Annotated in this window: 28 protein-coding genes and 2 tRNA genes; 20 read left to right on the top strand and 10 right to left on the bottom strand. The window is 63.4% G+C overall.

What is annotated here, in order from left to right:
* Nucleotides 1-50 precede the first annotated feature (50 nt).
* From J2R78_RS37470 to J2R78_RS37455, 4 genes are all read left to right on the top strand, one after another.
* Nucleotides 51-200 (top strand): hypothetical protein, encoded by a 150-nt coding sequence (locus J2R78_RS37470; RefSeq protein WP_016844593.1) that lies wholly within the window; start codon nt 51-53, stop codon nt 198-200.
* 154 nt (nt 201-354) lie between these two features.
* Nucleotides 355-429, top strand: a tRNA-Glu gene (locus J2R78_RS37465).
* Between the two features lie 168 nt (nt 430-597).
* Nucleotides 598-855, top strand: a complete 258-nt coding sequence (locus J2R78_RS37460; RefSeq protein WP_092083431.1) for a PilZ domain-containing protein — start codon at nt 598-600, stop codon at nt 853-855.
* Nucleotides 856-985: 130 nt separating this feature from the next.
* Nucleotides 986-1,234, top strand: coding sequence for a hypothetical protein (locus tag J2R78_RS37455; protein ID WP_092083430.1), 249 nt, complete (start codon nt 986-988; stop codon nt 1,232-1,234).
* A gap of 18 nt (nt 1,235-1,252) precedes the next feature.
* On the opposite strand, the gene J2R78_RS37450 is transcribed toward J2R78_RS37455, so the two are convergent.
* The 5 genes from J2R78_RS37450 to J2R78_RS37430 all read right to left on the bottom strand — a co-directional run bounded on the left by J2R78_RS37450 (nt 1,253) and on the right by J2R78_RS37430 (nt 4,414).
* Nucleotides 1,253-1,894, bottom strand: a complete 642-nt coding sequence (locus J2R78_RS37450; RefSeq protein WP_253610018.1) for a glutathione S-transferase family protein — start codon at nt 1,892-1,894, stop codon at nt 1,253-1,255.
* 346 nt (nt 1,895-2,240) lie between these two features.
* Nucleotides 2,241-2,693, bottom strand: a complete 453-nt coding sequence (locus J2R78_RS37445) for a VOC family protein (protein ID WP_016844600.1) — start codon at nt 2,691-2,693, stop codon at nt 2,241-2,243.
* Between the two features lie 829 nt (nt 2,694-3,522).
* Nucleotides 3,523-3,729, bottom strand: a complete 207-nt coding sequence (locus J2R78_RS37440; protein WP_253608725.1) for a hypothetical protein — start codon at nt 3,727-3,729, stop codon at nt 3,523-3,525.
* A 215-nt stretch (nt 3,730-3,944) separates the two neighbouring features.
* Complete coding sequence (locus J2R78_RS37435) at nt 3,945-4,172, bottom strand: hypothetical protein (protein WP_057018562.1); 228 nt, start codon at nt 4,170-4,172, stop codon at nt 3,945-3,947.
* 68 nt (nt 4,173-4,240) lie between these two features.
* The gene (locus tag J2R78_RS37430; RefSeq protein WP_018271496.1) at nt 4,241-4,414 is read right to left on the bottom strand and encodes a hypothetical protein; all 174 of its coding nucleotides are present in this window, start codon (nt 4,412-4,414) and stop codon (nt 4,241-4,243) included.
* Nucleotides 4,415-4,489: 75 nt separating this feature from the next.
* Here J2R78_RS37430 and J2R78_RS37425 point away from each other — a divergent pair, with 75 nt between their 5' ends.
* Nucleotides 4,490-4,933 (top strand): GrlR family regulatory protein, encoded by a 444-nt coding sequence (locus tag J2R78_RS37425; RefSeq protein WP_253608724.1) that lies wholly within the window; start codon nt 4,490-4,492, stop codon nt 4,931-4,933.
* 254 nt (nt 4,934-5,187) lie between these two features.
* On the top strand, nt 5,188-5,373 hold the full coding sequence (locus J2R78_RS37420) for a hypothetical protein (protein ID WP_057018561.1): 186 nt from the start codon (nt 5,188-5,190) through the stop codon (nt 5,371-5,373).
* Nucleotides 5,374-5,807: 434 nt separating this feature from the next.
* On the opposite strand, the gene J2R78_RS37415 is transcribed toward J2R78_RS37420, so the two are convergent.
* The gene (locus J2R78_RS37415) at nt 5,808-5,969 is read right to left on the bottom strand and encodes a hypothetical protein (protein WP_229189477.1); all 162 of its coding nucleotides are present in this window, start codon (nt 5,967-5,969) and stop codon (nt 5,808-5,810) included.
* 50 nt (nt 5,970-6,019) lie between these two features.
* Between J2R78_RS37415 and J2R78_RS37410 the strand changes: the two genes are divergently transcribed.
* From J2R78_RS37410 to J2R78_RS37375, 8 genes are all read left to right on the top strand, one after another.
* On the top strand, nt 6,020-6,166 hold the full coding sequence (locus J2R78_RS37410; RefSeq protein ID WP_253608723.1) for a hypothetical protein: 147 nt from the start codon (nt 6,020-6,022) through the stop codon (nt 6,164-6,166).
* Between the two features lie 55 nt (nt 6,167-6,221).
* On the top strand, nt 6,222-6,983 hold the full coding sequence (locus tag J2R78_RS37405; protein ID WP_225160997.1) for a Sir2 family NAD-dependent protein deacetylase: 762 nt from the start codon (nt 6,222-6,224) through the stop codon (nt 6,981-6,983).
* 209 nt (nt 6,984-7,192) lie between these two features.
* Nucleotides 7,193-7,855: a cold-shock protein gene (locus J2R78_RS37400; RefSeq protein WP_057018559.1), complete on the top strand. Its 663-nt coding sequence runs from the start codon at nt 7,193-7,195 to the stop codon at nt 7,853-7,855.
* A gap of 122 nt (nt 7,856-7,977) precedes the next feature.
* Nucleotides 7,978-8,457, top strand: a complete 480-nt coding sequence (locus J2R78_RS37395) for a DUF192 domain-containing protein (RefSeq protein WP_057018558.1) — start codon at nt 7,978-7,980, stop codon at nt 8,455-8,457.
* A gap of 120 nt (nt 8,458-8,577) precedes the next feature.
* Nucleotides 8,578-8,654, top strand: a tRNA-Pro gene (locus J2R78_RS37390).
* Between the two features lie 800 nt (nt 8,655-9,454).
* A complete protein-coding gene (locus J2R78_RS37385; protein ID WP_253608721.1) occupies nt 9,455-10,231 on the top strand; it encodes a cyclase family protein in 777 nt (258 codons plus the stop codon).
* Nucleotides 10,232-11,225: 994 nt separating this feature from the next.
* Nucleotides 11,226-13,043 (top strand): carbamoyltransferase C-terminal domain-containing protein, encoded by a 1,818-nt coding sequence (locus J2R78_RS37380; protein WP_253608719.1) that lies wholly within the window; start codon nt 11,226-11,228, stop codon nt 13,041-13,043.
* Nucleotides 13,044-13,223: 180 nt separating this feature from the next.
* Nucleotides 13,224-14,306, top strand: coding sequence for an IS630 family transposase (locus J2R78_RS37375; RefSeq protein ID WP_253604297.1), 1,083 nt, complete (start codon nt 13,224-13,226; stop codon nt 14,304-14,306).
* Between the two features lie 113 nt (nt 14,307-14,419).
* Here J2R78_RS37375 and J2R78_RS37370 read toward each other — a convergent pair whose 3' ends face one another.
* Nucleotides 14,420-15,583 (bottom strand): OpgC domain-containing protein, encoded by a 1,164-nt coding sequence (locus J2R78_RS37370; protein ID WP_253608717.1) that lies wholly within the window; start codon nt 15,581-15,583, stop codon nt 14,420-14,422.
* A gap of 243 nt (nt 15,584-15,826) precedes the next feature.
* Here J2R78_RS37370 and J2R78_RS37365 point away from each other — a divergent pair, with 243 nt between their 5' ends.
* Complete coding sequence (locus J2R78_RS37365) at nt 15,827-16,132, top strand: ETC complex I subunit (protein WP_016846428.1); 306 nt, start codon at nt 15,827-15,829, stop codon at nt 16,130-16,132.
* A gap of 34 nt (nt 16,133-16,166) precedes the next feature.
* On the opposite strand, the gene J2R78_RS37360 is transcribed toward J2R78_RS37365, so the two are convergent.
* Both J2R78_RS37360 and J2R78_RS37355 read right to left on the bottom strand, forming a co-directional pair.
* Entirely contained in the window at nt 16,167-16,661 is a 495-nt protein-coding gene (locus J2R78_RS37360) for an Lrp/AsnC family transcriptional regulator (RefSeq protein ID WP_028332152.1), read from the bottom strand.
* Between the two features lie 2 nt (nt 16,662-16,663).
* A complete protein-coding gene (locus J2R78_RS37355; protein WP_253608716.1) occupies nt 16,664-17,317 on the bottom strand; it encodes a TetR/AcrR family transcriptional regulator in 654 nt (217 codons plus the stop codon).
* Between the two features lie 192 nt (nt 17,318-17,509).
* On the opposite strand from J2R78_RS37355, the gene J2R78_RS37350 reads away from it, so the two are divergent.
* The 4 genes from J2R78_RS37350 (at nt 17,510) to J2R78_RS37335 (ending at nt 23,351) form a co-directional block, all read left to right on the top strand.
* Nucleotides 17,510-18,682: an isovaleryl-CoA dehydrogenase gene (locus J2R78_RS37350; RefSeq protein WP_225160990.1), complete on the top strand. Its 1,173-nt coding sequence runs from the start codon at nt 17,510-17,512 to the stop codon at nt 18,680-18,682.
* Nucleotides 18,683-18,811: 129 nt separating this feature from the next.
* Entirely contained in the window at nt 18,812-20,416 is a 1,605-nt protein-coding gene (locus J2R78_RS37345) for a carboxyl transferase domain-containing protein (protein WP_253608714.1), read from the top strand.
* Nucleotides 20,417-20,430: 14 nt separating this feature from the next.
* Nucleotides 20,431-22,440 carry an acetyl/propionyl/methylcrotonyl-CoA carboxylase subunit alpha gene (locus J2R78_RS37340; protein ID WP_253608713.1) on the top strand — a complete coding sequence of 670 codons (2,010 nt, stop codon included), beginning with the start codon at nt 20,431-20,433 and terminating at the stop codon, nt 22,438-22,440.
* Nucleotides 22,437-23,351 carry a hydroxymethylglutaryl-CoA lyase gene (locus tag J2R78_RS37335; RefSeq protein WP_253608712.1) on the top strand — a complete coding sequence of 305 codons (915 nt, stop codon included), beginning with the start codon at nt 22,437-22,439 and terminating at the stop codon, nt 23,349-23,351. The genes J2R78_RS37340 and J2R78_RS37335 overlap by 4 nt, the downstream gene beginning before the upstream one ends.
* A gap of 252 nt (nt 23,352-23,603) precedes the next feature.
* Here J2R78_RS37335 and J2R78_RS37330 read toward each other — a convergent pair whose 3' ends face one another.
* Nucleotides 23,604-23,786, bottom strand: coding sequence for a hypothetical protein (locus tag J2R78_RS37330; RefSeq protein WP_092083416.1), 183 nt, complete (start codon nt 23,784-23,786; stop codon nt 23,604-23,606).
* Between the two features lie 488 nt (nt 23,787-24,274).
* Between J2R78_RS37330 and J2R78_RS37325 the strand changes: the two genes are divergently transcribed.
* Nucleotides 24,275-25,891: a sensor domain-containing diguanylate cyclase gene (locus J2R78_RS37325; RefSeq protein WP_253608711.1), complete on the top strand. Its 1,617-nt coding sequence runs from the start codon at nt 24,275-24,277 to the stop codon at nt 25,889-25,891.
* Nucleotides 25,892-25,944: the final 53 nt, after the last annotated feature.

Genomic DNA, 25,944 nt, shown 5'->3' with positions numbered 1-25,944 from the left:
CCGGCCCGCAGGCCTTAGTTAGGCCACGATGTCGGTCGATGCGCAGGCCCATGTCGATCCGAAGATTCATTGTTCCCGTCGTCGTCGTCGCCCTTGCCGCCGCAATCCTGATTCACGTCGGCGGTTCGCGGGCGCATGCGCATGTGCCGACGCATTGCGGCTTCTGGACCTCGATCGAGGCCGGATTGTCCTGCAGGTGATGTCCTTCCGGTGATCCCAGCGGCAACCCGGGAAAAGCGTTCTGAACGCTTGCCCGCCTGGCCAATCGCCACTATACGTTCGCCGGTCGCGGCTTGAGGGCTGTGGCCGGTCCGGCGCATCTCACGTCTAACGTATTGATTTGCCGGGAGTTTTGCTCCCTTCGTCTATCGGTTAGGACGCCACCCTTTCACGGTGGAGAGAGCGGTTCGATTCCGCTAGGGAGCGCCATCACGGCCAGACTGGAAATCCAGCCAACTCAACGCATTGTGCTCGGACGGACGCTCTCGCCGCGCCGTCTCGGCCGTTGTGCACGGGTCGGCGGATCGCTGCAATCCGCAGCTGTTTCGCAACCCTTTGGTAAGTTAGCGGCGATACGGCTGGGCTCGGGATGATGTGATGGCTCCAGGGACCAAGAAGCGCGAAACGCGCAAATCGCTGCGGCAATCCGGCTGGATCACGCTCGACGGCGGATTCGCCGCGCGGCCCTGCGTGGTCGAGGACATGTCCTCGTCGGGCGCCAAGATCACGGTCCAGGACAACAACACACTGCCGGCCAAGCTGCGGCTGGCGTTCTCGCGCGACGCCCGCACCGGGCGCGCCTGCGAAGTGGTGTGGCGCGAGGGCAGGACGTTCGGCGTCAAGTTCGTGCGATAGAGCATGATCCGGAAAAGTGGATCCGGTTTTCCGAACAGATCATGCTCAAGAAAAGAGCTAGCTCATGCTGCGACCCTTCCCGATCGCATCATGAGCTAGCCTCATCCGGTGGCGTGGGATAAAAGGCCGGATGCGCAAGACCTGCATTGCCATCATCGCCGTCCTGCTTCCAGCCGCCGCGTTCGCCCAGCAGGGCGACCGCCGCAATTTCCAGACGCCCACTGATGCCGGCAAAACCTTGCCGTCGAAATCCGCGACGCGGAGCAATCCATGCGCGTCGTACGGACCCGGCTTCGTCAAGGTGGAGGGCTCCGACACCTGCGTGAAACTCGGTGGCGCCGTCAGCGTCGGTGGCGGGATGTCCAGCGGCGGGCGTTGAGCGGCTTGCCGCCCGCGCTCACGACATCGGCGGCGCGATGAACCGCACGAAGGCCGGCCGCCCCGCGATCTCACCGAACCAGCGTTCGAGATGGGGCAGCTTCGGCTTGGTGACGCCCTGGACGCCGAGCCAGCGCCGCGCAAAGGCGCCGAGCGCGATGTCGGCGATCGTGAACTGATCGCCCTCGATGAAGCGGCGCCTTGCAAGCTGCGCCTCGACGACGCGCCACACCACGCCCTCGGCATCGGCGTCCTTCTGGATCTGGACCATATCGCGCTTCTCCGGCGGCGTGCGCACCAGCCCCCAGAACACCGGCCGGTCGACCGGCTGCAGCGTCGACAGCGTCCAGTCGAGCCAGCGGTCGACGGCGGAGCGCGCCTTGGGCGCTTGCGGATAGAGCGGCGCGCCATGACCATAGGCCATGCAGAGATAGCGCATCACCGAATTGGATTCCCACAGCACATAGTCGCCGTCGACCAGCGTCGGGACACGGCCATTCGGATTCATCGCGAGATAGTCGGGCTGATCGTTCTTGCCGAACTGCATGCCGGCATCGATGCGCTGATAGGGGAGGTCGAGCTCGGCGAGACACCAGAGCACCTTCTGCACGTTGACCGAGTTCGCCCGACCCCAGATCGTCACTTGCGGCTTACTGTCCATCACGCGTTTCTTCCCGCTGTTGTGCTTTGCGCGCGTTCATAGCTGAAGCGTCGGGGAAAAGCGCGGGGTGAATTGTACCGAGAGCAAAAAAAGGCTCCGCCGCATAGCGGCAGAGCCTCGCTGATCGCTATGCATCAAGACGCCGTCAGTGACCGAACAACAACCACAACACGATGATCACCGGGATCGGCACACCCAACAGCCAAAGCAAAATTCCTCTTCCCATCGTTGCCTCCTCGCATGCTTGTGAGGGAGCAACGTCAACGATCGTGTCGCGTTCCTCGCGATCGCTCGGCGCTTCAGCAAGGGCGAAACGCCGACAGGAACGTAGGAGCGGGCGCGGTGTTTACCAATGGCCGGTGTTCGGCATCGATGCCCACGGCTCGGCCGGGGCTTTCGGCTCGCCCTTTTGCAGGATCTCGATCGAGTGCAGGTCGGGCGAACGCACGAACGCCATGTTGCCGTCGCGCGGCGGACGATTGATGGTGACGCCCATCTTCATCAGCTTCTCGCAGGTCGCGTAGATGTCGTCGACCTCGTAGGCGAGATGGCCGAAATGGCGGTCCTCGCCGTATTTCTCCTCATCCCAATTGTAGGTCAGCTCGACCAGCGGCGCGCCGCGGGTCTGCGGCAGGGACTTGAGCAGATGGAGGTCTTCCTCCGCGCAGAGAAACACCAGCGTGAAGCGGCCCTTCTCATTGTCGATGCGGCGCACTTCCTTCAGCCCCAGCGCGTCCTGATAGAATTTCATCGCGACATCAAGATTGCGGACGCGCAGCATGGTGTGCAGATAGCGCATTTTTTTATCCTCCTGCAGATTCAGAGATTTTGTTTGGGCTCGGGCGAGACGGGGCAAGGAATAGCAGCAAAACGCGACGCGGGGCAGGGGTTAGCGCGAGTTTTGCCGATCGCATTTCGCCTTCGCATGCTCACGCCTTCGCGAGCGTTGGCTCCGGTTGCGCCGCGCGATCACGCGGCCGGATATGGACGGGACGTGCCGCGACACGCTTGCGCAGCAGCGGATGCAAGAAAGCCCCGCCCAGCGAAATTTCTGGGACGGGGCTTGTGGTCGAGCCTTGGAGGCGCGGCCTCTATCGCACCGATTGCCGATCACGGCCAATCAAGGACGCGCGAGGTTGGACGGCCTCTAAAGCGCAAAACCCCGCGAGTGGGCTCGCGAGGTCTATGCCGACCGGCCTTGGGGAGATCGTGCCGGCAACCGGGCAGACAATGTCGCTGCGCGCGGAAGGTTCCTGGGTCCGGAAAATAGAAAGCCCCGCAGGCTGGATGCGGGGCTTTCCCAGCTGACGGACTGGGGATCTCTCAGGGCGTGAGCCGTCAACTGTTGGAGACCAAACTTAAGGTTGAATTTGTAAAATGCAACAGCGCCGCGTAGACGGAGTATGTTCGTCCCACAGCGCTGCGCCGGATGCTGGGCCCTGAAATCCCCCAGCGCCCTTTATGTCTTCGCGCCGCGCGAAAGGTTCAAAAGAAAGACCCCGCGAGGGGGGGGCGCGGGGTCTTCCAAAGCCGACAGGGCGGTGAGCTGTCGGCACCACGCGTGATGTGCCGTTGCGCTGTTCAACGCGGTTCCGGCCGGCTGGGGTCCGCCGGCTGGCCGATCGGCGTCAGGAACGTCCGGCTTTCCAATCGGGCTGCGCCTCGTATTCATCGACCCGCTCGACGCGATAGCCGGCGGGCAGGATCTGGCCACCGAGTTCGTCTGCGACCGGAACATCCTCGACAAGACCGTCGATCAGCGCCGTCTCCCAAACTTCCTTCTCCGTCGCGAACGATCTTCCGAGCTGAGTCTTGCCGCGGAACAGGGCGTACATGGGCGCCTCCACAAAACAAAAACCCCGCCAGTTACCGAAGTAAGCTGACGGGGCTTGTTGAGCTGATATTTCCGGTGGATTTCTCCCTCGTTGTACCGCTCGCCAAACTAACGGCGGAACGAGAGACTCGTTCCTTCCTTTTTTTGATGGTCGCGTCTTTTTTTTTAAGGTCGTTTTTTAAGGTCGCAGCTTCCCGGACGTTCCGTCGTGGGAACCTACTTTTTTGCGTCGTCCCTTTTTGCCGCGCCCTTTGCCGTGTTCTTCATCTCGGATTTGTTGGCCCGCTTCACATCCATCCCCGTGGTGTCCATCGCGCCGCTCTGGGTGGCTCCGTTGGTGTTTTCAGGCCGTTCCATGCCGCTCTGCGGCGCTGGACCAATATCCTGGGCAAAGGCCGCGCCGCATATCAGGGTGAAGACGGTGACCGCGATCAGCTTGCACATGGGTGCCTCCTGGCGTCACCAGGATGACCCGTGCGCAGTCGAGAGGTTCCTGTCGGCTACTGCTGCTCTCACACCTTGATGTCGAGGATGGTCTCGACCGCTTCACGGTCGGCCTGGTTCTTCGCGGCGAAGACATCCAGCACATCCTCATTGATGATGCGCGGCTGCTCCTTCGCCGTCTGGTCGACGACGAGCTGCACTCTGGCTTGCGTCACTTCGACAGGTACGGGGTATACGAGCATGGCTCTCTCCCTCCGGAGGATCGAACCTTGTCAGTGCTTTCTTAACGATTTGTAAGCGCCCGGGGAGCTGCCTTTTTGCGCCGATTCGGAGGGCCGGGCGGTATCGGCCTGCTCGCACGCCGGCCGGATTGGAGCCATACTGCGGGCCGCCAGGACCGGGCGGCGCGATCGATGAAGAACGGGCTCTATTCGATCCACATCCACATGACCGACGGCGTGAGGGGCCGCGACAGCGGCATCCTGATCCTGCGCGACGGTCTCTTGATCGGCGGCGGGCCATATTTCTGGTCAATCGGGGCCTATACGGCCGGCGAGGGCACCTGGAAGGGACATCTCAGCACCAACCAGCATTCGCCCTTCGCGGACCCGTTCACCCGTCCGCTGTTCGCCGGACAGGAAGTGACGAGCGGGTTCTCCGGCACATTCAGCGGCGACGAGGCTGAGGTGTTCGGAACCGTGCTGGTTGGAACCCGCAGCCTGGGTTTCCGGGCCACCCTGAAATGGCTCGCCCATGCCTGAATGCGCGCACGCGGCGCGAGGCTGTGGACAAGCGCGCAGCAAGATGCGTATTTCGTTGGATAATTGGACCCGCTGGCGTTGTGGATTTGCTGCGGACAAGCAGGGGATATCGCTGTGAATCCCGCTGCGGCCGCCGATCGGGAGATCCGGACGAGGCGTTACCCGGCCACCGCTAACCCTACCTGGTTAGGTTAAGAGCAGCATCGTGTTGTCTCCACCTGCGATTGCGATTGGGATGGCTGCGGGTGACAGCCATGATGCCATCGTTCCACAGTGCTGATCGACCGACCCACCGGCGCGTGATGGTGGTGGGACTGCTGTTCTGCTCGGCTTTTGTCGTGATCAGCTTCTGGCTGCGGCCGCAGCCGGAGAGCGGCAAAGTGCTAGTGAAGTCGGACCGGCTGGTCCGGACCGCGGGAGAGGCCCGGAAGGCAAACTGAAGACGGCAAGCCGGGGGAGCGGCAAGCCGAGACGCGCCGCCGGCGCTCAGTCGGGCAGCTTCCCATTCGGATGCTTGTGATACATCGCGATGCCGATGAAGCCGGCAAAGCCCATCACGTTAAGCAGCAGTTCCATCCATGCCGGCATTGATGCCAACCTCGTTCACCGCCAAGCTAATCTCTGAGGTTGTATTTTTGTTCCAGCGCTAACCGATGGTAGCTTTGCGCTATCGCATGGCTGGCGCGTTTTCGAGCGATCCGATCGGAACGGAAAACGCTCGAGGGAACCGGAACTGCGTTTGCGGCAACCATCGCACGGCGGCACCGGCAATAGACATAAGCCCGGAGCAAACCGCCCGGGGCTTTCTCACTTGCGCCTCATGGCGCCCGGACCATGAACGCGGTCGCCTGGCAGGGCATCAAGCGGTCTTGCGTTAAGCGGTCTTGCGTTGAAATCCACTCCAGGCATTGCCGAGCGTGTTGTCGTAATATTCCTGGCGATCGCGCTCGAACTTCTGCTGCGTCGCCCTGAAGCTGGCAATGCGTGCGACGATCTCCTCGCGCTCGCGCGCGACGCGGTCTTCCTGATCGGTCATGCCCATCCTCCTGGCCGTGGTCCTGTCCCGGGCGCATTGGCGTCGGCGAATTGGGCGTCAATGCGGAGCAGCCGGTGCAGGAATGTGATGATGCTGAGGCGCTGGAAGAGCGACCAAGCGGAGGCGCCGACGCAGCTGATCGCAAGCCGATCGATCAAGACACGCCGCTCGCAGCCGATCGCTCGCGCAACGGTTGAGCTCGCAATCGGTCTGGCCGTGCTATAGTCGCTGCGGCCAACCGGATTGTTTTCAGTGATCGCAAAAGACTTGCGCAGCGGCGTCGAGCAGCTCGGCAACATGATTGCGGAGGCGTCGTCCATCGTGCCCTTCACCGGGGCGGGCATCTCCACCGAGTGCGGCATTCCCGATTTCCGCTCGCCCGGCGGGCTGTGGACCCGCAACCGACCGATTCCGTTCGACGAGTTCGTCGCCAGCCAGGACGCGCGCGACGAGTCCTGGCGGCGCCGCTTTGCGATGGAACAGACGTTTGCGGCGGCCAAACCCGGTCGCGGGCATCGCGCGCTTGCGTCGCTTTACCGGGCCGGCAAGGTTCCCGGCATCATCACGCAAAACATCGACAACCTGCATCAGGCGTCGGGCTTCAAGGCCGACGACGTGATCGAGCTGCACGGCAACACGACCTATGGCCGCTGCATCGGCTGCGGCAAGGACTACGAGCTGTCGTGGGTGAAGCAGCAGTTCGACAAGGCGGGCAGCGCGCCCGATTGCGCGGACTGCGGCGATCCGGTGAAGACCGCGACGATCTCGTTCGGGCAATCGATGCCTGAGGATGCGATGCGCCGCGCGGCGGAACTCTCCAGGCACTGCGACCTGTTTCTGGCAATCGGCTCATCGCTTGTGGTGTGGCCCGCCGCAGGCTTTCCGATGATGGCGAAGGAGAGCGGCGCGCGGCTCGTGATCATCAACAACGAGCCGACCGATCAGGACGACATCGCCGATCTGGTGATCCGCCACGACATCGGCGACACGCTTGGTCCTTTCGTAGGCAATTGATGCCTGATTGATTCGCGGCTGTGCAAGTCTGTTCATAGTTCCCGCAAGAATCGTTTTTTAGCTATGCCCCGCAAGCGGGAGTGTTATCTTTTAGTTGAGAGATTCGCGCCGCGTCCAAATCAGTCCGAGTGAGTTGGTCATGGAGAGCAGCGTGTACAGGGTGCGCCGCAACGACGGCGATCTGCATTTGATGTGTGGGGTCCGGGGTCATGGGGTCGGACGGATTTGAGTCCAAGAAGCTCGGCGGACCGCCGATGGGCGGAGTTGGGCAAAGCAGGATTGGTCAAGGCGAGTATGGAAGCGCGCCACGCGATCCGGCGATGGATGCTTTCTCAGGCCTCGGCGACGCAGCGGCCAACCTCGTCGAAGTTTCCGGCGTCATCAAATGGTTCGACGCCTCGAAGGGATACGGCTTCATCGTCCCCGACAATGGCTGGCCCGACATCCTGCTGCACGTGACCGTGCTGCGGCGCGACGGTTATCAGACCGCCTATGAAGGCGCGCGGCTGGTCGTCGAATGCGTGCAGCGCGCGAAGGGCTACCAGGCTTTCCGCATCGTCTCGATGGACGAATCGACGGCAATCCATCCGGCGCAGATGCTGCCGCCACGCACCCATGTCACGGTGACCGCGACCAGCGGGCTCGAGCGCGCGCAGGTCAAGTGGTTCAACCGGCTGCGCGGCTTCGGCTTCGTGACCTGCGGCGAGGGCACGCCCGACATCTTCGTGCATATGGAGACGCTGCGCCGCTTCGGCATGACCGAACTGCGCCCCGGCCAGTACGTGCTGGTGCGGTTCGGGCCCGGCTCCAAGGGCATGATGGCCGCCGAGATCCACCCGGAGACCGGTCCGTCGGCGCTGTCGTCGCACTGATCCAGGTCTGATCCTCCCTGACGGAAACGTGAGCCGCCGGCGAGCCGTCTCGGCTCTGGCATTTGCCGCAATCGTCGGGTTAGGGTCCGCCGGAAAATCTTCCCCGGTGTGAGTATTTGTCGATGAATTTCGTTCGCATTGTTGGACGCCATCGTTCGTGGCTGATGGCCTGCCTCGTGATCATGTTCGGTGCGCTGCTGGCTCCGGCCGCGCAGGCCGCCAGCGTCCAGCCGCTCGAGATCGTCACCAAATCGGGCGTGCACGTCTTCTCGGTCGAAATGGCAACCACAGAGCAGGAGAAGGAGACCGGCCTGATGTACCGGAAGGAGCTCGCGGACGGCAAAGGCATGCTGTTCGACTTCTCGCCGGAGCAGGAAGTGTCGATGTGGATGAAGAACACCTACATCTCGCTCGACATGATCTTCATCCGCGCCGACGGGCGCATCCTGCGGATCGCGGAAAACACCGAGCCGCTCTCGACCCGGATCATTCCGTCGCGCGGGCTCGCCAAGGGCGTGCTCGAGGTGATTGCCGGGACCGCGCAGAAATACGGCATCCAGCCCGGCGACCGGGTTGCCCATCCGCTGTTCGGCGGCCGTTAGCAGCCAGTTTCGACGCGATTTCCGGGCGGAAACCGATGCCGGATTCGCCGCACGAAGCCCCGCACCGGTGCCTTGCTGGCGCTGGCTGAAGCGTGTATCCACGGGGCTTCTCGGAAATGTCGGGGTATAGCGCAGCCTGGTAGCGCGGCAGTTTTGGGTACTGCAGGTCGTTGGTTCGAATCCAGCTGCCCCGACCATCCAAATCAAAGACTTAACAGAGACGCTCCGTTGGTAGACGCGATGTTTATGATTGGCGCATGCTCGGCATTCGCGCCTGACCTGGTCCACAAATCGCGGTCAGTTGGCACCCTGAAATAGCAAGCGCGGGACCGAAGCCCCCCGCGCTCCACTGCTCGCAACTTCAGCCGCCCGGGCGCTGACCAGATCAACGAGCCGGCGGGTTGTAGCGATCGAGGATCACGGTTCTTGAGCCACCCTCCGGCGGTCGCGAGATGGGGTCGTCGAATCTGTGATAGCGGTCGAACTGCTGCTGCTCATCGCGCAGATGTGGCGCTTCGGCGGACGAGTAGGCTCTATTTGCACCGTTCCAGTGATCAAATCCCGACACGACGCAACCCCGTCTTGGTTCAGATGCAGGTTGGTTAGCATCGTTGCGGGGGTATCTCTGTATCGGCGTGGCAACACCACCAGCAATCCGCGCGAAATGAGCACACGTATTGTTTCTGTGGCTCTCTGTGCGTGAACAGCGTTCCGGTACGGGTAACCAAGCTTCGGCCGAGATTGTCTCGCCTGAGGCAACAACGCCGCCTGGACGGAATATGCTCGTCCAGACGGCGCCGTCGAAATACTGGGCCCTGAAATCCCCAGTGCCAATGGGTCGTGCCGGCGGGGGATAGGTTCAACGTTGCGCCGCCTTGCCGCAGTCCAAGCCACGACATCGTGAGCTGCGCGATCTCGAGCGGATGTGGCTTGCCGATAACGCGCGCGCGCTGGCAGGGTAGTTCGGCCCGACAAGACCAATCCGCGAGAAAGCACCATGGCGCGCAGACTGATCGATATCTCCGTTCCTCTGCAGAACGACGTTCCGGCCGATCCGCCCGGCAACCATCCGACCATCCAGTATATCGATCACCAGCAGGGGCTGCCGCGCATGCTGCAGTTCTTCGATGGACTGAAGGCGGAGGACCTGCCCGACGGACAGGGCTGGGCCGTCGAACAGGTCTCGCTCTCCACCCACAACGGCACGCATCTCGATGCGCCCTGGCATTTCCATCCGACCATGAACCGCGGCGAGCGATCCTGGACCATCGACGAGGTGCCGCTGGAATGGTGCTTCCAGCCGGGCGTGAAGCTCGACTTCCGCCATCTGCCTGACGGTTATGTCGCGACCGCCAACGATGTCGAAGCCGAGCTGAAGCGCATCGGCCACACGCTGTCGCCGCTCGAGATCGTCGTCGTCAACACCAGCGCGGGCGCGAAATATGGCCAGCCCGACTACGTCAATTCGGGCTGCGGCATGGGCTACGAGGCGACGATGTATCTGCTCGAGCGCGGCGTGCGGCTGACCGGCATCGACGGCTGGAGCTGGGACGCGCCGTTCGTCTTCACCGCGAAGAGATACGCTGAGACCAGGGACGCCAGCCTGATCTGGGAAGGCCACAAGGCCGGGCGGCACATCGGTTACTGCCACATCGAGAAGCTGCACAATCTCGAGCTCTTGCCGTCGACCGGGTTCATGGTGTCGTGCTTCCCGGTGAAGATCGAGCGCGCGTCGGCGGGCTGGACGAGGGCGGTCGCCATCCTCGACGGCTAGGCGCGCCGGGGTTCTGATCGGCCAGCTTCGGGAACCGGTGGACAGGCTGTGCATTACGGCGGGTTGTTGCGGCACCGCTACAGCTTGAGGCAGCCGAATCTGCTTTCATGCACGCAGTAGATGCATTGGGTGATCGGGCCGCCGGCTCGTCCTCGCGTCCCGATTTCGGAAGCGTTCTCTCCCGTGACTAGAGCCCCGGCGTCTCCGGGGCTCTTTCTTGCGTGCCGCAGCTGAGCCAAGCCCGGCAGGTGAACCAACCCCCAAAAAGCAAATCAGGTGCGTCGGGACCGACGCACCTGATTTCATGTCTTTAATATCGCTTGTGTCGACCGGGCGGTTGTTACCACCGGCAAACGCGAACACCACGCGGGGTCCACCAACAACGGGGACCGGCGTAACCGCCGTAGTAGCCATAGCCACGGCCATATCCATATCCGCGGCCATAGCCCCACCCGCGACCGCGACCCCAGCCGCCGCCGCGATAGCCCCAGCCACCGCCGCGTCCGCGCCAGGCTTGCGCAGGCGCTGTGGTGACGCCGACCAGGATGGCAGAGGTGCTTGCGACATAGACGAACAACAAAGCGACTGCTGCTAGGCAACGAGTCAGGATATTGTAGCGTTTAGTCATTCTGAAGATCTCCAGTCCACTTCCAAACATCTGAACTGATGCTGGCTGTCTCGCTTAGACGCGCGACACCGGCATTCGGTTCGTGCATGCTAAGACAATATTTTCACTAAGGTTCTTGCGAGCTTTAACGACTCTATTGAGACCAACAGGTAAGGTCAAGTTACAGTCCCGCCTGCAAAGGATACTGTCGTTGCTGCGCTCATCTTGTCGTTCATCCGCCGTTCATTCTGTTCATCTTGCGTTGCGCCGATTTGATTTGTGCATCGCAGAAGCAGAGATTTGAGAACCTCGGAAAATGCCGGCGAGAACTTGAAGTCGACACGATCCTGTTCTCTCAGCGTTGCTGTATCCTTCCAAAGAGTGCCCATGCCGAAACAACACACTTACGTCCTTGGTCTCAACGTCTACGACCATGACGTCAGCGCCTGCCTGCTGCGTGACGGCGCGATCGCCTACGCGATCTCCAAGGAGCGCATCACCCGCGAGAAGCACGCCTCCGGCTTCTACAAGGAAGTCGTCGACTACTGCCTGTCGGCCGAGGGCATCACCCTCGACGACGTCGATCTCGTGGTGCGCAACAGCTACATCCTGCCGGTGCCCGAGATGGAGGAGCGGATGCTCCACCAGGATATGCCGGGCTTCCTGCCGATCGCCGAACGCAACGAGGCAATCAAGCACCCGCTGTTTCGTTCCAAATCCGACAAGGTGGTGTCGATCTCGCACCACCTCGCGCATGCCTACAGCGCGTTCGCGGTGTCCCCATTCAAGGACGGCGTCGTGATGATCGTCGACGGCGTCGGCAATTATCGGGCCGACGCGATGGAGTCCTGCTCCGAAGATGAGGCGTCGCCGCTGGCCCGCGAGTCCGAGAGCTACTACAGGTTCGACGACACCAGGCTCGAATGCCTGAAGAAGGTCTTCATGGAGCCGGCACGGGGGCTGTTGTCGGACGAGTTCTACAACATGCCGGGACTGGGGGCGCTGTACAGCCGGGTCTCGACCTATGTGTTCGGCGACTGGAACAAGTGCGGCGAGTTGATGGGGCTGGCGCCCTATGGCCGCCATGAGCAGGTCGGCCATCTGCTCGAGATGAAGGACGGCAAGCTGCACGTGCCGTTCTGGGGCGCCGAGAACCAGCAGCCCTTCGTGCTCGACAGCGGCAGCTGGGACAAAAGCCCGACGATGCGGCACTGGGAGGACATCGCCTGGCGGGTGCAGGACGACACCGAGAACGTGCTGCTGGCGCGGGCGCGCTGGCTGCGCGAGACCACGGGTGCGAAAAATCTCTGCATCGCCGGCGGCGTCGCGCTGAACTGCGTGGCCAACGGCCGCATCGCGCGCGAGTCGGGTTTCGAAAACATCTGGATCCAGCCCGCCGCCGGCGACGACGGGATCGCCATCGGTTGCGCCTATTACGGCTGGCTCGAGGTGCTCAAGCAGCGCCGCTCGTTCGTGATGGACCACGCCTATGTCGGGCGGCGCTACAGCGAGGCCGAGGTGGCCGCCGCGCTGCAAAGCTTCCTGGTGCGCATCCAGATCGACGCGAAGCGCAGCGACAATATCTGCCGCGACACCGCAAAGCTGCTCGCCGACCAGCGCGTGATCGGCTGGTTTCAGGACCGTTCCGAGTTCGGTCCGCGCGCGCTCGGCAACCGCAGCCTGATCGCCGATCCGCGCAAGGCCGAGATGAAGGACATCCTCAACAGCCGGGTCAAGCACCGCCAGGCATTCCGGCCGTTCGCGCCGATCGTGCTGGCCGAGCGCATGAAGGAGATCTTCGAAGGCGAGGAGGACTCGCCCTACATGCTGATCGCAAAGCCGGTGCGGCCGGAATGGCGCGACAAGATCCCGGCGATCGTGCATGTCGACGGTTCGGCGCGGGTGCAGAGCGTGCGGGAAGAGACCAACCCGATGCTCTATCGCCTGCTGAAGGAGTTCGAGGCGCTGACCGGCGTGCCGGTCCTGATCAACACCTCGTTCAACGTCAAGGGCGAGCCGATCATCGAGACGCCGCAGGACGCGGTGAGCTGCTTCCTCACCACCGGGATCGACAACCTCGTGATGCATGACACGCTGGTGTCGAAGACCGCCATGCACAAGGTGGTCACGCCTGTGATGACGACGTTCGGCGACGTCGCCACCATCGTCTCCTCGACGACGCAGGACACCAGTCGCGGCGGCTAGAGCGTTTTCGAGCGAAGTGGGCACCGGTTCGCGTGAAGAAAACGCGTCAAAACAAGAATCTAGAGCTTCGGTTCTGATTCAATCAGAACCGAAAATGCTCTAGTGTCCTGAATCAAAAGTTCGGCGGACTCCAAATCGACTCGATGATAGCGGACTCTCCTGATTTGGGGAGGATTGGCGATGGGTCGGCGCTTTGCTCCGCTGGAGCTTGATGAGGTGGAACGTGCTGAGTTGACATCGTTGGCGTCGCGTCGAAGCACTGCTCAGGCGTTGGCGCTGCGGGCTCGGATCGTCCTGGCCTGTGCTGAGGGCGAGCAGAGCAAGGTCGTGGCGGCCCGTTTGGCTGTCGATCCCGACACGGTCGGCAAATGGCGGCGGCGGTTCTCCGAGCATCGGCTTGAAGGTCTTTGGGACGAGCCGCGATCGGGGACGCCACGCACGATTGAGGATGCCCGGATCGAGGCGGTGATCGTTCGCACCCTTGAGACCCAGCCTCCCGGGGCCACCCACTGGAGTTCGCGCAGCATGGCGCGGGCCAGCGGGCTGTCAGTCTCAACAGTACAGCGTATATGGCGCGCTTTCGGCTTGCAGCCGCATCGGTTGGAGACCTTCAAGCTCTCAACCGACCCCGACTTTGTCGCCAAGGTTCGCGACATCGTCGGCCTTTACGTAGCTCCGCCCGAGCGCGCCATCGTACTGTGTGTCGATGAGAAGTCGCAAATCCAGGCGCTGGATCGCAGCCAGCCCATGCTGCCCATGCGACCTGGCCAGCCGGCGCGCCGTAGTCACGACTACAAACGCCATGGCGTCACCTCGCTGTTTGCCGCCCTCGACGTCGCAACCGGCCGGGTCATTGGCAAATGCTATGGACGCCATCGTGCCAAAGAGTTCCGCAAGTTTCTCGATGAGATCGAAGCTGCGGTTCCAGACGATCTGGACGTCCACCTCGTCATGGACAATTACGCAACCCACAAGACGCCGTTGATCCGCAACTGGCTGGCAAAGAGGCCGCGCTGGCACGTCCACCTGACGCCAACCAGTTCATCCTGGCTCAATCAGGTCGAACGCTTCTTTGCACTCATCACCGAGCGTAAGATTAGGCGCGGCATCTATCGCAGTGTGGCGGCGCTACGGGCCGAGATTGCCTCCTTCATCGACCATCACAACGCTGACCCAATGCCGTTCCGATGGACCAAATCAGCTGACGACATTCTCGGCTCAATCGAACGCTTCTGCGCTTACAATCTGCCCGCCAAGGCATAAAATGCCATGAACTTTTGGTTCAGGACACTAGAGCATGGCCCGGAAAAGTGCGAAGCGGTTTTCCCCGCGACAAACGCGAAGCGTTTGCGCGGCCTTGCTCAAAAATAAGGGACTTACGCCGCCTTCGCCGGCGCCGTGGGTTTTGCCGCCGGCGGCTTGACCGGCTTGTCCTGCCGCTTCGACCACGAGATGTAATAGGCCACGATCGTCATGATCGCGATGCCGGAGATGCTGACGAAGATCTGCGCGAACAGCGAGCCCGAGCTCATCGAGAGCTCGAAATGTCCGACAAAGGACAGGAACACGCCGACGCAGAACACCGCCAGCGACTGCTGGCCGCAGACGATCAGGGGATCGAACACCTTCCACTCCAGCGCCGCCCAGTCCTTCGGGATGAAGCGGATCACCAGCACCGTGATCACCACGAAGTGCAGGAAGCGATACGGCGCGAGGTTGGTCTTGTCGTTCGGGTTGAAGGCCGAATAGAGCCAGTCCGGGAACATGGCGCCGAAGTCCGGGAAGCGGCCGGCCATCGTCATGATCAGCGCGAAGATCATAAAGGCGATGCAAAACCACAGCGTGTAGCGCGAGTTGATGATGCGCATGTTGTTGCGGGCGCCGCCCATCGCGCACCACGAGCCGAACACGAACAGCACCTGCCAGGCGAACGGATTGAAATACCAGCTGCCGGCCGGGTAGGCCGGCAGGTTCCAGCCCTGGTGGCGCGACACCAGCCACAGCACGAGCGAGGCCGCCATGGTCCAGTTCGGCCGCCGCAGCATGAACCACAGCACCGGGGGGAACAGGCCCATCAGCACGATATAGAGCGGCAGCACGTCGAGATTGACCGGCTTGAATTTCAGGAACAGGCCCTGGCGCAGCGTCTCGGTGGCGTTGTCGACGAGGCCGGCGACGTTGAACTCGTTGATGATCTCGGAATCGCCGAAGCGCAGCGCCAGATAGCTGATCGAGGCGATGTAGATCACGAACAGGATGATATGGGCGACATAGAGCTGCCAGACCCGCTTGGTCAGCCGGGTGGCGCCGACGATGAAGCCGCGTTCCAGCATCATGCGGGCATAGACGAAGGAGGCGGTGTAGCCGGAGATGAAGACGAACAGGTCCGCGGCGTCGCTGAAGCCGTAATTCCGCGTCGTGATCCAGTTCACGACGTTGTCGGGGATGTGATCGAGATAGATCGCCCAGTTGGCGACCCCGCGGAACAGGTCGAGCCGGAGGTCGCGTCCTTTTTCGGGCAGGGTAGCGTGGATTTCCATGGCGCGCCGTTTCCTCGAGGTGATGCTTGTCGAGAAGATCGCGCCGCGGGCCCGGGGGACTGCTAAGGGAAGCCTCCCGAGGCCAGATTGTCACAGCGCGGTAGAATGACTATACCGGTCCGGCGAAGGCTGCCTCCGAGATCGAGGAATCACCGATCAGATCGTTGATAGGTGTCTCTATACTATCCCGGTGGTTTCCTTCAAATCGCTTCCATGTCGCACATCCCACGGGGCCGACCATCCATGACCGCACGCATTTTTAAGCCCGCCAAAAACGCGATGCAATCGGGACGTGCCAAGACCAAAGAGTGGCAACTGGACTACGAGCCGGAGCAGCCGCGCTCCGTGGAGCCCTTGATGGGCTGGACCTCGTCCACCGACATGAAGCAGCAGCTGACGCTGCAGTTCGAGACCAAGGAAGAGGCGGTCGCCTATTGCGAGCGCAAGGGCATCGCCTACCAGGTGATCGAGCCGAAGGATTCGGCGCACCGCCAGATCGCCTATGCCGACAATTTCGCGTTCCGCCGTTGGGAGCCTTGGACCCACTAAGGTTGGACCCACTAAGTCCTGACTGGCGCCCGGATCAGCTCGCCGCGGGCGCGGCGAGGGCGCCCGGGATCGGCAGCGGCGCGTCCTTGGAGACGCCGAGCACCGGAAAGCTTCTGATCTTACGCACATTGGGCAGGCCGGCGAATTGCAGCAGCTGCTGGCGCATGTCGTCGACGCTGGGCGCGACGCATCGGAGCATGAAGTCGGCATCGCCCGAGATCCGCCAGCATTGCAGGAAGCGCGGCACGGCCGCCACATCAGCCTCGAACGCCTCGATCGCGCTCAGGGTCTGGCTGTCGAGCTGGATCAGCACGAAGGTCGTCACCTCATAGCCGAGCAGCCGCTCGTCCAGCGTGGCGCGGATCGCCTGGATCACGCCGCGGCTGCGCAGGGCGCGAACCCGGCGCAGGCAGGGCGGGGCGGTGATGCCGACCCGTTCGGCGAGCTCGTTGATCCTGATCCGGCCGTCCCGCTGCAACTCGGACAGGATCCGCAGATCGATGTCATCGAGCTGTGGGCGCTCGGTCACGGTCACGAGCCCGCCACGGCGGCGCGCCGGCTGTCGCTGCCGTGGCTCGCCTGGCCGATCGCAGCCCGCGGCGCGACGCCCGACAGCACCAGCTTCTCATGCGCCGCGATGATGGCGTCGCGGGTCAGCCGGCCGCCGGGGCGGTACCAGGTGCACAGCCCGGTGAGCAGCGCCAGGATCGCGAAGGTCGCGACCTGGATGTCGACCACCTCGAACGCGCCGTCCGCCGCCCCGTCGGTGAGGATCTGCGCCAGCCGCTGCTCATAGGCGCCGCGCAGCGCCACCACCGCGTCGTAGTTCTTCGCATCGAGGCTGCGCAGCTCGGAATTGGCGATGAAGACCTCGCGCTTGCGGGTCATGTGGTAGGTGACGTGGAACGCGACAAAGGCGCGCAGCTTCTCGACCGGATCGGCCTTGCCCTCGAGCGCAAGATCAAGCTCGCGCAGCAAATCGTTGATATGGTCCTGGACCAGATCGAACAGCAGGTCCTGCTTGGTTGAGATATGGTTGTAGAGTGAGCCTGCCTGGATGCCGACCTCGGCGGCGAGCTGGCGCAGGCTCATGGCCTCGTAACCGTGCTCGAAGATCAGGCGCACGCCGGCCTTGCGGATCGCCTCCAGCGTGGTGGGGCCGTGTGAGCCGATCGTGCGTGCCATCGGGGCCTCGGAGGGTGTTGGCTTGCCAGGGAGGACCAGGAAACAAGCGAACGACCGTATGTATATCGCATGAAATCCCAGTGAATTCAATGAACTGCGGATTTCGCCCGCAAACCATAGCACGATTGCTTGCGAAGCCAAGAAAAAAACGTATGATCGTTTAATTGCAAGATGAATCTCACGGGAGGGATCATGGCCTCGAACCAGGCGGCAATCTTCAATTTCGACCTTGGCGAGACCGCGGATGCGATCCGCGAGACGGTGCATGATTTCTCGACCAACGAGATCGCGCCGCGCGCCGCCGAGATCGACCGCAGCAACCAGTTTCCGCGCGACCTCTGGCCCCGGATCGGCGCGCTCGGCCTGCACGGCATCACCGTCGAGGAGGAGTATGGCGGCTCGGGCCTCGGCTATCTCGAGCACTGCATCGCGGTCGAGGAGATCTCGCGGGCGTCGGCCTCGGTCGGCCTGTCCTACGGCGCCCATTCCAACCTTTGCGTCAACCAGATCCGCCGCAACGGCAATGAGGCGCAGAAGCGCAAATACCTGCCGAAGCTGATCTCCGGCGAGCATGTCGGCTCGCTCGCGATGTCGGAGCCGTCGGCGGGCTCGGACGTGGTCTCGATGAAGACGCGCGCCGACAAGAAGGGCGACCGCTTCGTCCTCAACGGCAACAAGATGTGGATCACCAATGGCCCGGTCGCCGATACGCTGGTGGTCTACGCCAAGACCGATCCGAACGCCGGCCCGCGCGGCATCACCGCCTTCATCATCGAAAAGGGCATGAAGGGATTTTCCACCGCGCAGAAGCTCGACAAGCTCGGCATGCGCGGCTCCGACACCTGCGAACTGGTGTTCGAGGATTGCGAGGTGCCGGAGGAGAACGTGCTCTCCGAGGTCGGCCGCGGCGTCAACGTGCTGATGAGTGGTCTCGACTACGAGCGCGCGGTGCTGGCGGCGGGGCCGATCGGCATCATGCAGGCCTGTATGGACGTGGTGCTGCCCTACGTGCACGAGCGCAAGCAGTTCGGCGAGCCGATCGGCTCGTTCCAGCTGGTGCAGGGCAAGGTCGCCGACATGTACACCACGATGAACGCCTCGCGCGCCTATGTTTACGCGGTGGCGAAGGCCTGCGATCGCGGCGAGACCACGCGCGAGGACGCCGCCGGCGCCATCCTCTACGCCGCGGAGAAAGCCACCCAGTGCGCGCTGGATGCGATCCAGCTGCTGGGCGGCAACGGCTACATCAACGACTATCCGACCGGCCGCTTGCTGCGCGACGCAAAACTCTACGAGATCGGCGCTGGCACCAGCGAGATCCGCCGCATGCTGATCGGCCGCGAGCTGTTCGCCAAGACAGCCTGATGTCTTCTCCCTCGCCCCGCGCTTGCGGGGAGAGGGGCTGTCACCGCACCAGTGGTGGCAGTTGTGCTCGCCCCGGCACGATAATTGACCTTGAACCCTACCGATACTCCAACGAAACGTGCAACACCGATGCCGCTTCATTCGACGATCGATCCCACATCTTCTGAATTTGCCCGCAACGCCGAGGTGATGCGCGGCCTGGTCGCGGAGCTCCGCGGCAAGCTCAACCAGGTGGCCGGCGGCGGCGGCGAGACCTCGCGCAAGCGGCACACCTCGCGCGGCAAGATGCTGGCGCGCGATCGTGTCGATCTCCTGGTCGATCCCGGCACCGCGTTCCTCGAGTTGTCGCCGCTCGCCGCCAACGGGCTCTATGGCAGTGACGTGCATTCCGCCAGCGTCATCACCGGCGTCGGGCGCATCGCGGGGCGCGAGTGCATCATCGTCGCCAACGACGCCACCATCAAGGGCGGCACCTATTACCCGATGACGGTGAAGAAGCATCTGCGCGCCCAGGACATCGCGCGGCAGAACAATCTGCCCTGCGTCTACATGGTGGATTCCGGCGGCGCCTTCCTGCCGCTGCAGGACGAGATCTTTCCCGACGAGCGGCATTTCGGCCGCATCTTCTACAACCAGGCCCAGATGTCGTCGCAGGGCATCCCGCAGATCGCGATCGTGATGGGCTCCTGCACCGCTGGCGGCGCCTATGTGCCGGCGATGTCCGACGAGAGCATCATCGTGCGGAATCAAGGCACGATCTTCCTCGGTGGTCCGCCGCTGGTGAAGGCGGCGACCGGCGAGGTCGTCACCGCCGAAGAGCTCGGCGGCGCCGATGTGCACTCGCGCCAGTCGGGCGTGACCGATCATTATGCGCAGAACGACGCCCACGCGATCGGGATCGCGCGCCGCATCGTGGCGACTCTGAAGCAGCCGGTGAAGGCACAGCTCAACATGCGTTCCCCGCAGGATCCGCTGTTTCCGGCCGAGGAGATCTACGGCGTGGTCTCCGCCGACGGCAGAAAACCGTTCGACGTGCACGACATCATCGCGCGGATCGTCGACGGCTCCGAATTCGACGAGTTCAAGAAGCTCTACGGCACCACGCTGATCTGCGGCTTCGCCCATATCTTTGGCTATCCGGTCGGCATCATCGCCAACAACGGCATCCTGTTCAGCGAGAGCTCGCTGAAGGGCGCGCATTTCATCGAGCTGTGCTGCCAGCGCGGCATTCCGCTGGTGTTCCTGCAGAACATCACCGGCTTCATGGTCGGCAAGAAATACGAGGCGGGCGGCATCGCGCGCGATGGCGCCAAGCTGGTGACGGCGGTCGCCACCGCCGGCGTGCCGAAATTCACCGTCGTGATCGGCGGCTCCTACGGCGCCGGCAATTACGGCATGTGCGGCCGCGCCTACAGCCCGCGCTTCCTCTGGCTGTGGCCGAATGCGCGCATCTCGGTGATGGGCGGCGAGCAGGCCTCGATGGTGCTGAGCCAGGTGCGGCGCGACGGCATCGAGGCCAAGGGCGAGAGCTGGTCGGCGGAAGAGGAAGACAAGTTCCGCGAGCCGATCCGCGCGCAATACGAGAAGCAGGGCAATCCCTATTACGCCACGGCGCGGCTGTGGGATGACGGCGTGATCGATCCGGCCGATACGCGCCTCGTGCTCGGGCTTGGGCTGTCGGCGGCGGCGAACGCGCCGATCGAGCCAACGAAATTCGGCCTGTTCAGGATGTGACCCAGGATCTGATCATGGACCGCTCAAAACTCACCCGGCGTTTCCGCACGCTTCTGATCGCCAACCGCGGCGAGATCGCCTGCCGCGTCATCCGCTCGGCGCGCGCCATGGGGCTGCGCACCGTCGCGGTTTATTCCGAGGCCGACCGCGGCGCGATGCATGTCGCGCTCGCCGACGAGGCGGTGCTGCTCGGTCCGGCCCGGGCGCGCGACAGCTATCTCAGCATCGAGCGCGTCATCGCCGCCGCCAAGGAGACCGGCGCCGAGGCGGTGCATCCCGGCTACGGCTTCCTGTCTGAAAATGCCGAGTTCGCGCAGGCCTGCCTCGAGGCCGGTCTGGTGTTCGTCGGCCCGACCGCCGAGATGATGACGGCGATGGGCTCGAAGTCCGGCTCGAAGGCGCTGATGGAGAAGGCCGGCGTGCCGCTGGTGCCGGGCTATCACGGCGAGGCGCAGGACGAGGCGACGCTGGCAGAAGCCGCCAACCGGATCGGCTTCCCGGTGCTGGTGAAGGCGTCGGCCGGCGGCGGCGGCCGCGGCATGCGCGTGGTCAATTCGGCGGCTGAGCTCACGGCCGCGATCACCAGCGCCAAGCGCGAGGCCAAGGCGGCGTTCGGCGACGACCGCATGCTGATCGAGAAATACGTGCAGAACCCGCGCCACATCGAGGTGCAGATCATCGGCGACAGCCACGGCAATCTGCTCTCGCTGTGGGAGCGCGAATGCACGCTGCAGCGCCGCCACCAGAAGGTGATCGAGGAGGCGCCGTCGCCGACGCTGAACGCCGCGCAACGCGAGACGGTTTGCGAGGCCGCCCGCAAGGCCGCCGGCGCGGTCAACTATATCGGCGCCGGCACCATCGAGTTCGTCTCCGACGGCAAGGACGTGTTCTTCATCGAGATGAACACCCGCCTGCAGGTCGAGCATCCCATCACCGAGCTGATCACCGGCGTCGATCTCGTTGAATGGCAGCTGCGCGTCGCTTTCGGCGAGGCGCTGCCGCTGAAGCAGGACGAGATCAAACTGAACGGGCATGCCATCGAGGCGCGCGTTTACGCCGAAAATCCGCAGAAGAACTTCATGCCCTCGGTCGGCCGCATCAAGACCTGGCGGACGCCGCCGGAAGGCGACGGCCTGCGCATCGATGCCGGCTATCGCAGTGGCGATAACGTCTCGCCTTACTATGACGCGATGCTCGCCAAGGTGATCGCCTGGGCGCCAACGCGCGAGGGCGCGATCGACAAGCTCAATCGCGGGCTGCAGGAAACCGATGTCCGCGGCATCGTCACCAATATCCCGTTCCTGTCGGCGCTGGTGACGCATCCGGACACACAAGCCAATGCGATCGACACCGGCTTCATCGAGCGCGAGCTAAAGAACCTGACATCGGGTACCGGCACGGCCGGCGAGTTCGAGCTCTGCGCGGCAGTCGCCGCAATCGTCAACGACGAGCAAAAGGCGGCGCAGCGCGAGGCCAACTCGCCCTGGCAGGCGTTCGGCTGGATGCCGGTCGGCCGCCGGCAGCGGGTGTTTTCGTTCCGGCAGGGCCATGGGCCCGCGCAGACGATCACGCTGCACTATGGCAACGGACCGTCGACGCTCACGGTCGGCGGGCGCGAACTCGTCTTCGCCATCTCGTCAGCCGGCGATGACGGCTTTGACCTGACGCTCAAGGGCCTCAAGTCGCGTATTGCCTCGGTCATCGAGGGCCACGAGCTTTACTTGCGCACCCGCAACGGCCGCTTCGACCTGCACTGGGTCGATCCGTTCGGCGGCGAGAGCGAGGAGCAGGTCGGCGAGGACAAGATCGTGGCGCCCTTGCCGGGCACCGTGGTCGCGCTGCTGGCCGAGGAGGGCGCGAGCTTGGAGAAGGGCGCCCCGATCCTGACGCTCGAAGTGATGAAGATGGAGCAGACCCTGCGCGCGCCCTATGCCGGGGTGCTGAAGAAGCTCAAATGCAAGGTCGGCGACATCGTCGGCGAGGGCGTCGAGCTTGCCGAAGTCGAACCTGCGGCCGCGTCATGAGCGATCAGATCCAACTCATCGAGATGGGGCCGCGCGACGGCCTGCAGAACGAGAAGACGCCGGTCAGCGTCGAGGCGCGCATCGCCTTCGTCGAGGCGCTGGTGGCGGCCGGGCTCAATACCGTCGAGGTCGGCGCCTTCGTGTCGCCGAAGGCGATCCCGCAGATGGCGAGCTCCGATCAGGTGCTGCGCGGCGTCAGCCACATCAAGGGCGCCGAATTCCACGTGCTGGTGCCGAACGAGAAGGGCTATGACGCCGCGCGCGCGGCCGGCGCCGAGGTGGTCTCGGTGTTCGCGGCGGCCTCCGAAGGCTTCTCGCGCGCCAATATCAATTGCTCGGTCGCGGAATCGATCGAGCGCTTCAAGCCGGTGATGGCGCGCGCCAAGGCCGACGGCGTCAAGGTGCGTGGCTATATCTCCTGTGTGCTCGGCTGTCCGTTCGACGGCGAGATCAAGCCGAAGGCGGTCGCCGACCTCGCGGTGACGCTGTGGGATCTCGGCTGCTACGAGATCTCGCTTGGCGACACCATCGGGGTCGGCACGCCGCTGAAGGCCAAACGGATGCTGCGTGCGGTCGGTTCTGAGTTGCCGATCGGCAACCTCGCGATGCACTTCCACGACACCTACGGCCAGGCGCTCGCCAATCTCTACGCCGGCATGGAGGAGGGCGTCCGCGTCATCGATGCCGCCGCCGGCGGTCTCGGCGGCTGCCCCTACGCCCCCGGCGCCACCGGCAACGTCGCGACCGAGGACGTCGCCTACATGCTCGAGGGCATGGGCGTGAAGACCGGGATCGATATGGACAGACTGCTGGCCGCGACCAACGAGATGGCCGGCTTGCTCGGCCGTCCGCCGGTCAGCCGTGTTGCGTCTGCGCTCAACGCGAAGCGCACGCGGCTCGCCAAATCGTAAATTGTGGGATGCTTGGAGCGATTTGGGATTGCAGCCGCCCCAATCTTCGGCGGTCGCGCCCGGAGTTATGCGCTGCGAAGCGCAGATTCAAGGCACATAGTCGCGCCCCTGGCTTGCGCAATCTGGGCTCCCGAAGCTGGACTCTCGACCCATATGCGCATGGTGCGACAGCGCTTCGCGCTATCGCCGCCCTCCTTGAGGGCGTTTCCTCCCTAGACTTGGGCCGCTTGTTGTTTCGAGCGGCCCTTTTTCTTACGCCGCCGGAGCATTGACCGTCGCGATCACGGCCCTCATATCGGTCGCCAGCTCGCGATAGTGCCCGCCCAGCCGCTGGTATAGCTCGCGGTTGCTCCCATCCAGCGTCCTGCTAGCGATCAGCTCGCATTCGTCGGCGAGGATCTCAAATCGTTCCAGTTTTGCTTGGAGAGCAGACATGGCGGGCGTTTCCCTGACACCGTTACTGAGGGAGTTGCGACGCTACTACTCGGACTGCGTCTAACACAGCATAATTATAGGGTAGAATTAAATTCTTCCCGGCAGCGACTTTGACCGATTGATGGGAGCGGACTTGTCCGCCGTAGCTCTAACAGCGAAGGCGGAAGCGCATGAGCGTTTCGAGGAATTCCGGAGGCAAATCGCAGCGCTCGGTATGAGGTGAGCAACTGACGATGCGGCGGAGCCGTAATCGGATCGGTAGTGCGCAGCGAAGCCCATCAATTCAGTATCCGCGGCGCAAATGATGGGTATCGCTTCGCTCTACCCTATGAGCGAGTCCTTCCGCCGGATGGAACCCGTTTTGCGGCGCACACAGCCGCCGTCATCGGCTCGGCTCCCGATTAAACCCTCCCGAAAGCGTTCATGGCTTGGTGACTCAAACGTGCTGAGGTGAGAGGGCTCGCAATTGCTCCAGGTGGATTCTCGCCATGTCCGGACAGGTGTCAGCTTCCCGCGGCCGAACGTTTCTGGCCGGAAAGATCGTCTTCAATTTCGGCCGGTCGGCCTTCGACTGCACGGTCCGCCAGCTCACGGAGACGGGCGCCACCGTGGAACTCGAAAGTGTCGTAGGCATTCCCGATCACATTCAACTGTTGCTCGTCGGCAGCAATCAGGTGAAGCCATGCAAACGGCTGTGGCAATCGGACCGCCAGCTCGGCCTGGCTTTTGAAGAGCAGCAGGCCAACGCTGCGGCGCCCACGCCTGCCGCTCCTGCGCCGGCCGCCATTCCGGAGCGGCGCAGCGGCGATATTCTGCGCGGGCACATGCTGGCGCTGCGGGCGGCGCTCAATCAGATACCCGTCGGCATCCTGCTGTTGGACGTGGAGCTGAAGGCCCAGTTCATCAACCGCGCGTTTCGGAACATGTGGCGGCTTCCGGACGAGGTGGCCGACCGCAACCCCAGCTTCACCGACCTGATGCATCACGGCTGCAAGACGATGGCCTACGAGCTGCCGGCCGCGCAGCTCGAAGCCTATGTTGCCGAGCGCGTCCGCCTCGTGAACGTCGGGGACCCGAGCCCGATCGATCTCAGGCGCAGCAATGGCGACGTGGTTCGATGTCAGTGCACGCCGCTGCCCGACGGCGGCCGGATGGTGAGCTACACGCCCGTGACCGACATCGTGCGCGCGTCCGACAAGCTGAAGGTGCTGACCGGCGCGCTCGAGACTGTGGAGGACGGCGTCGTCCTGCTCGACCGCGATCTCAATGCGATCTTCCTCAATCGGCGAATGCGGGAATTCTGGGAGGTGAGCGAGGAGGAGGTCGCGCGGCATCCGGCATACATCACACTGCTCACGCGCAACCGCCGCGCCGTTCCGACGGGCGCGACCCCGGAGCAGATCAGGGCCTTTCCTGCGAAGCGGATTGCGGAGATCAAGGCAGGCGATCACAAGCGCGACGTGCAGACGCCGGACGGCCGCCATATCAGGATCCATTGCTCGACGATGGCAAACGGCGGTCGCATGCTGACCTTCGTCGACGTGACCGATCTCGTACGCAACGCACGGCAGCTGGAGGTGCTCGCGACCACCGATCCGCTCACCGGATTGTTCAACCGTCGGCACTTCCTGGCGACGCTGGATGCGGAGTGGAGCCGGTTCCAGCGCTACTATCGTTCGGTATCCGTGCTGATGGTCGATATCGATCACTTCAAGAGCATCAATGACCGCTTCGGACATGCGGTCGGTGACGAGGCCATCAAGGCTGTTGCCGGGATATGCATTCGGGGCAAGCGCAAGTCCGACGTCGTCGGCCGCGTTGGAGGCGAGGAGTTCGCCGTCTTGCTGCCGGAGACCACATTGTCGCGCGCTCGAACCGTCGCCGAGCGCATCCGCAAGAGGGCGGAAGCGCTGTCGTTGAGGGCTGATGATCGACTGGTGCCACTGACAGTGAGCATCGGCGTTGCCGAGGCCCTCACAAGCATGCCCGGGATTGATGCCCTGACGAAGGCCGCCGATGCGGCGCTCTACCAGGCCAAGGAGCACGGCCGGAATCGTACGGAGTGCTGGTCACCTCCGTCGCCACCGAAGCTGGCCGCCGGGTAAATTGCAGGATGGAGGGACTTGTCCGCCGTAGCCCGAAGAGCGAAGGCTGAAGC

Origin of the sequence: Bradyrhizobium sp. USDA 4538, from assembly GCF_024171045.1 — a bacterium.
GTDB lineage: Bacteria > Pseudomonadota > Alphaproteobacteria > Rhizobiales > Xanthobacteraceae > Bradyrhizobium > Bradyrhizobium australafricanum.
Note: the sequence above shows the minus strand (reverse complement) of the source record. Positions and strands in the feature narration are given on the sequence as shown.

Bases quoted from the DNA above. Each gene is read 5' to 3' on its own strand.
- J2R78_RS37470 (WP_016844593.1), top strand. From the start codon at position 51: ATGTCGATCCGAAGATTCATTGTTCCCGTCGTCGTCGTCGCCCTTGCC.
- J2R78_RS37460 (WP_092083431.1), top strand. From the start codon at position 598: ATGGCTCCAGGGACCAAGAAGCGCGAAACGCGCAAATCGCTGCGGCAA.
- J2R78_RS37455 (WP_092083430.1), top strand. From the start codon at position 986: ATGCGCAAGACCTGCATTGCCATCATCGCCGTCCTGCTTCCAGCCGCC.
- J2R78_RS37450 (WP_253610018.1), bottom strand. From the start codon at position 1,894: ATGGACAGTAAGCCGCAAGTGACGATCTGGGGTCGGGCGAACTCGGTC.
- J2R78_RS37445 (WP_016844600.1), bottom strand. From the start codon at position 2,693: ATGCGCTATCTGCACACCATGCTGCGCGTCCGCAATCTTGATGTCGCG.
- J2R78_RS37440 (WP_253608725.1), bottom strand. From the start codon at position 3,729: ATGTACGCCCTGTTCCGCGGCAAGACTCAGCTCGGAAGATCGTTCGCG.
- J2R78_RS37435 (WP_057018562.1), bottom strand. From the start codon at position 4,172: ATGTGCAAGCTGATCGCGGTCACCGTCTTCACCCTGATATGCGGCGCG.
- J2R78_RS37430 (WP_018271496.1), bottom strand. From the start codon at position 4,414: ATGCTCGTATACCCCGTACCTGTCGAAGTGACGCAAGCCAGAGTGCAG.
- J2R78_RS37420 (WP_057018561.1), top strand. From the start codon at position 5,188: ATGATGCCATCGTTCCACAGTGCTGATCGACCGACCCACCGGCGCGTG.
- J2R78_RS37415 (WP_229189477.1), bottom strand. From the start codon at position 5,969: ATGACCGATCAGGAAGACCGCGTCGCGCGCGAGCGCGAGGAGATCGTC.
- J2R78_RS37400 (WP_057018559.1), top strand. From the start codon at position 7,193: ATGGGGTCGGACGGATTTGAGTCCAAGAAGCTCGGCGGACCGCCGATG.
- J2R78_RS37395 (WP_057018558.1), top strand. From the start codon at position 7,978: ATGAATTTCGTTCGCATTGTTGGACGCCATCGTTCGTGGCTGATGGCC.
- J2R78_RS37385 (WP_253608721.1), top strand. From the start codon at position 9,455: ATGGCGCGCAGACTGATCGATATCTCCGTTCCTCTGCAGAACGACGTT.
- J2R78_RS37380 (WP_253608719.1), top strand. From the start codon at position 11,226: ATGCCGAAACAACACACTTACGTCCTTGGTCTCAACGTCTACGACCAT.
- J2R78_RS37375 (WP_253604297.1), top strand. From the start codon at position 13,224: ATGGGTCGGCGCTTTGCTCCGCTGGAGCTTGATGAGGTGGAACGTGCT.
- J2R78_RS37370 (WP_253608717.1), bottom strand. From the start codon at position 15,583: ATGGAAATCCACGCTACCCTGCCCGAAAAAGGACGCGACCTCCGGCTC.
- J2R78_RS37365 (WP_016846428.1), top strand. From the start codon at position 15,827: ATGACCGCACGCATTTTTAAGCCCGCCAAAAACGCGATGCAATCGGGA.
- J2R78_RS37355 (WP_253608716.1), bottom strand. From the start codon at position 17,317: ATGGCACGCACGATCGGCTCACACGGCCCCACCACGCTGGAGGCGATC.
- J2R78_RS37350 (WP_225160990.1), top strand. From the start codon at position 17,510: ATGGCCTCGAACCAGGCGGCAATCTTCAATTTCGACCTTGGCGAGACC.
- J2R78_RS37345 (WP_253608714.1), top strand. From the start codon at position 18,812: ATGCCGCTTCATTCGACGATCGATCCCACATCTTCTGAATTTGCCCGC.
- J2R78_RS37340 (WP_253608713.1), top strand. From the start codon at position 20,431: ATGGACCGCTCAAAACTCACCCGGCGTTTCCGCACGCTTCTGATCGCC.
- J2R78_RS37335 (WP_253608712.1), top strand. From the start codon at position 22,437: ATGAGCGATCAGATCCAACTCATCGAGATGGGGCCGCGCGACGGCCTG.
- J2R78_RS37330 (WP_092083416.1), bottom strand. From the start codon at position 23,786: ATGTCTGCTCTCCAAGCAAAACTGGAACGATTTGAGATCCTCGCCGAC.
- J2R78_RS37325 (WP_253608711.1), top strand. From the start codon at position 24,275: ATGTCCGGACAGGTGTCAGCTTCCCGCGGCCGAACGTTTCTGGCCGGA.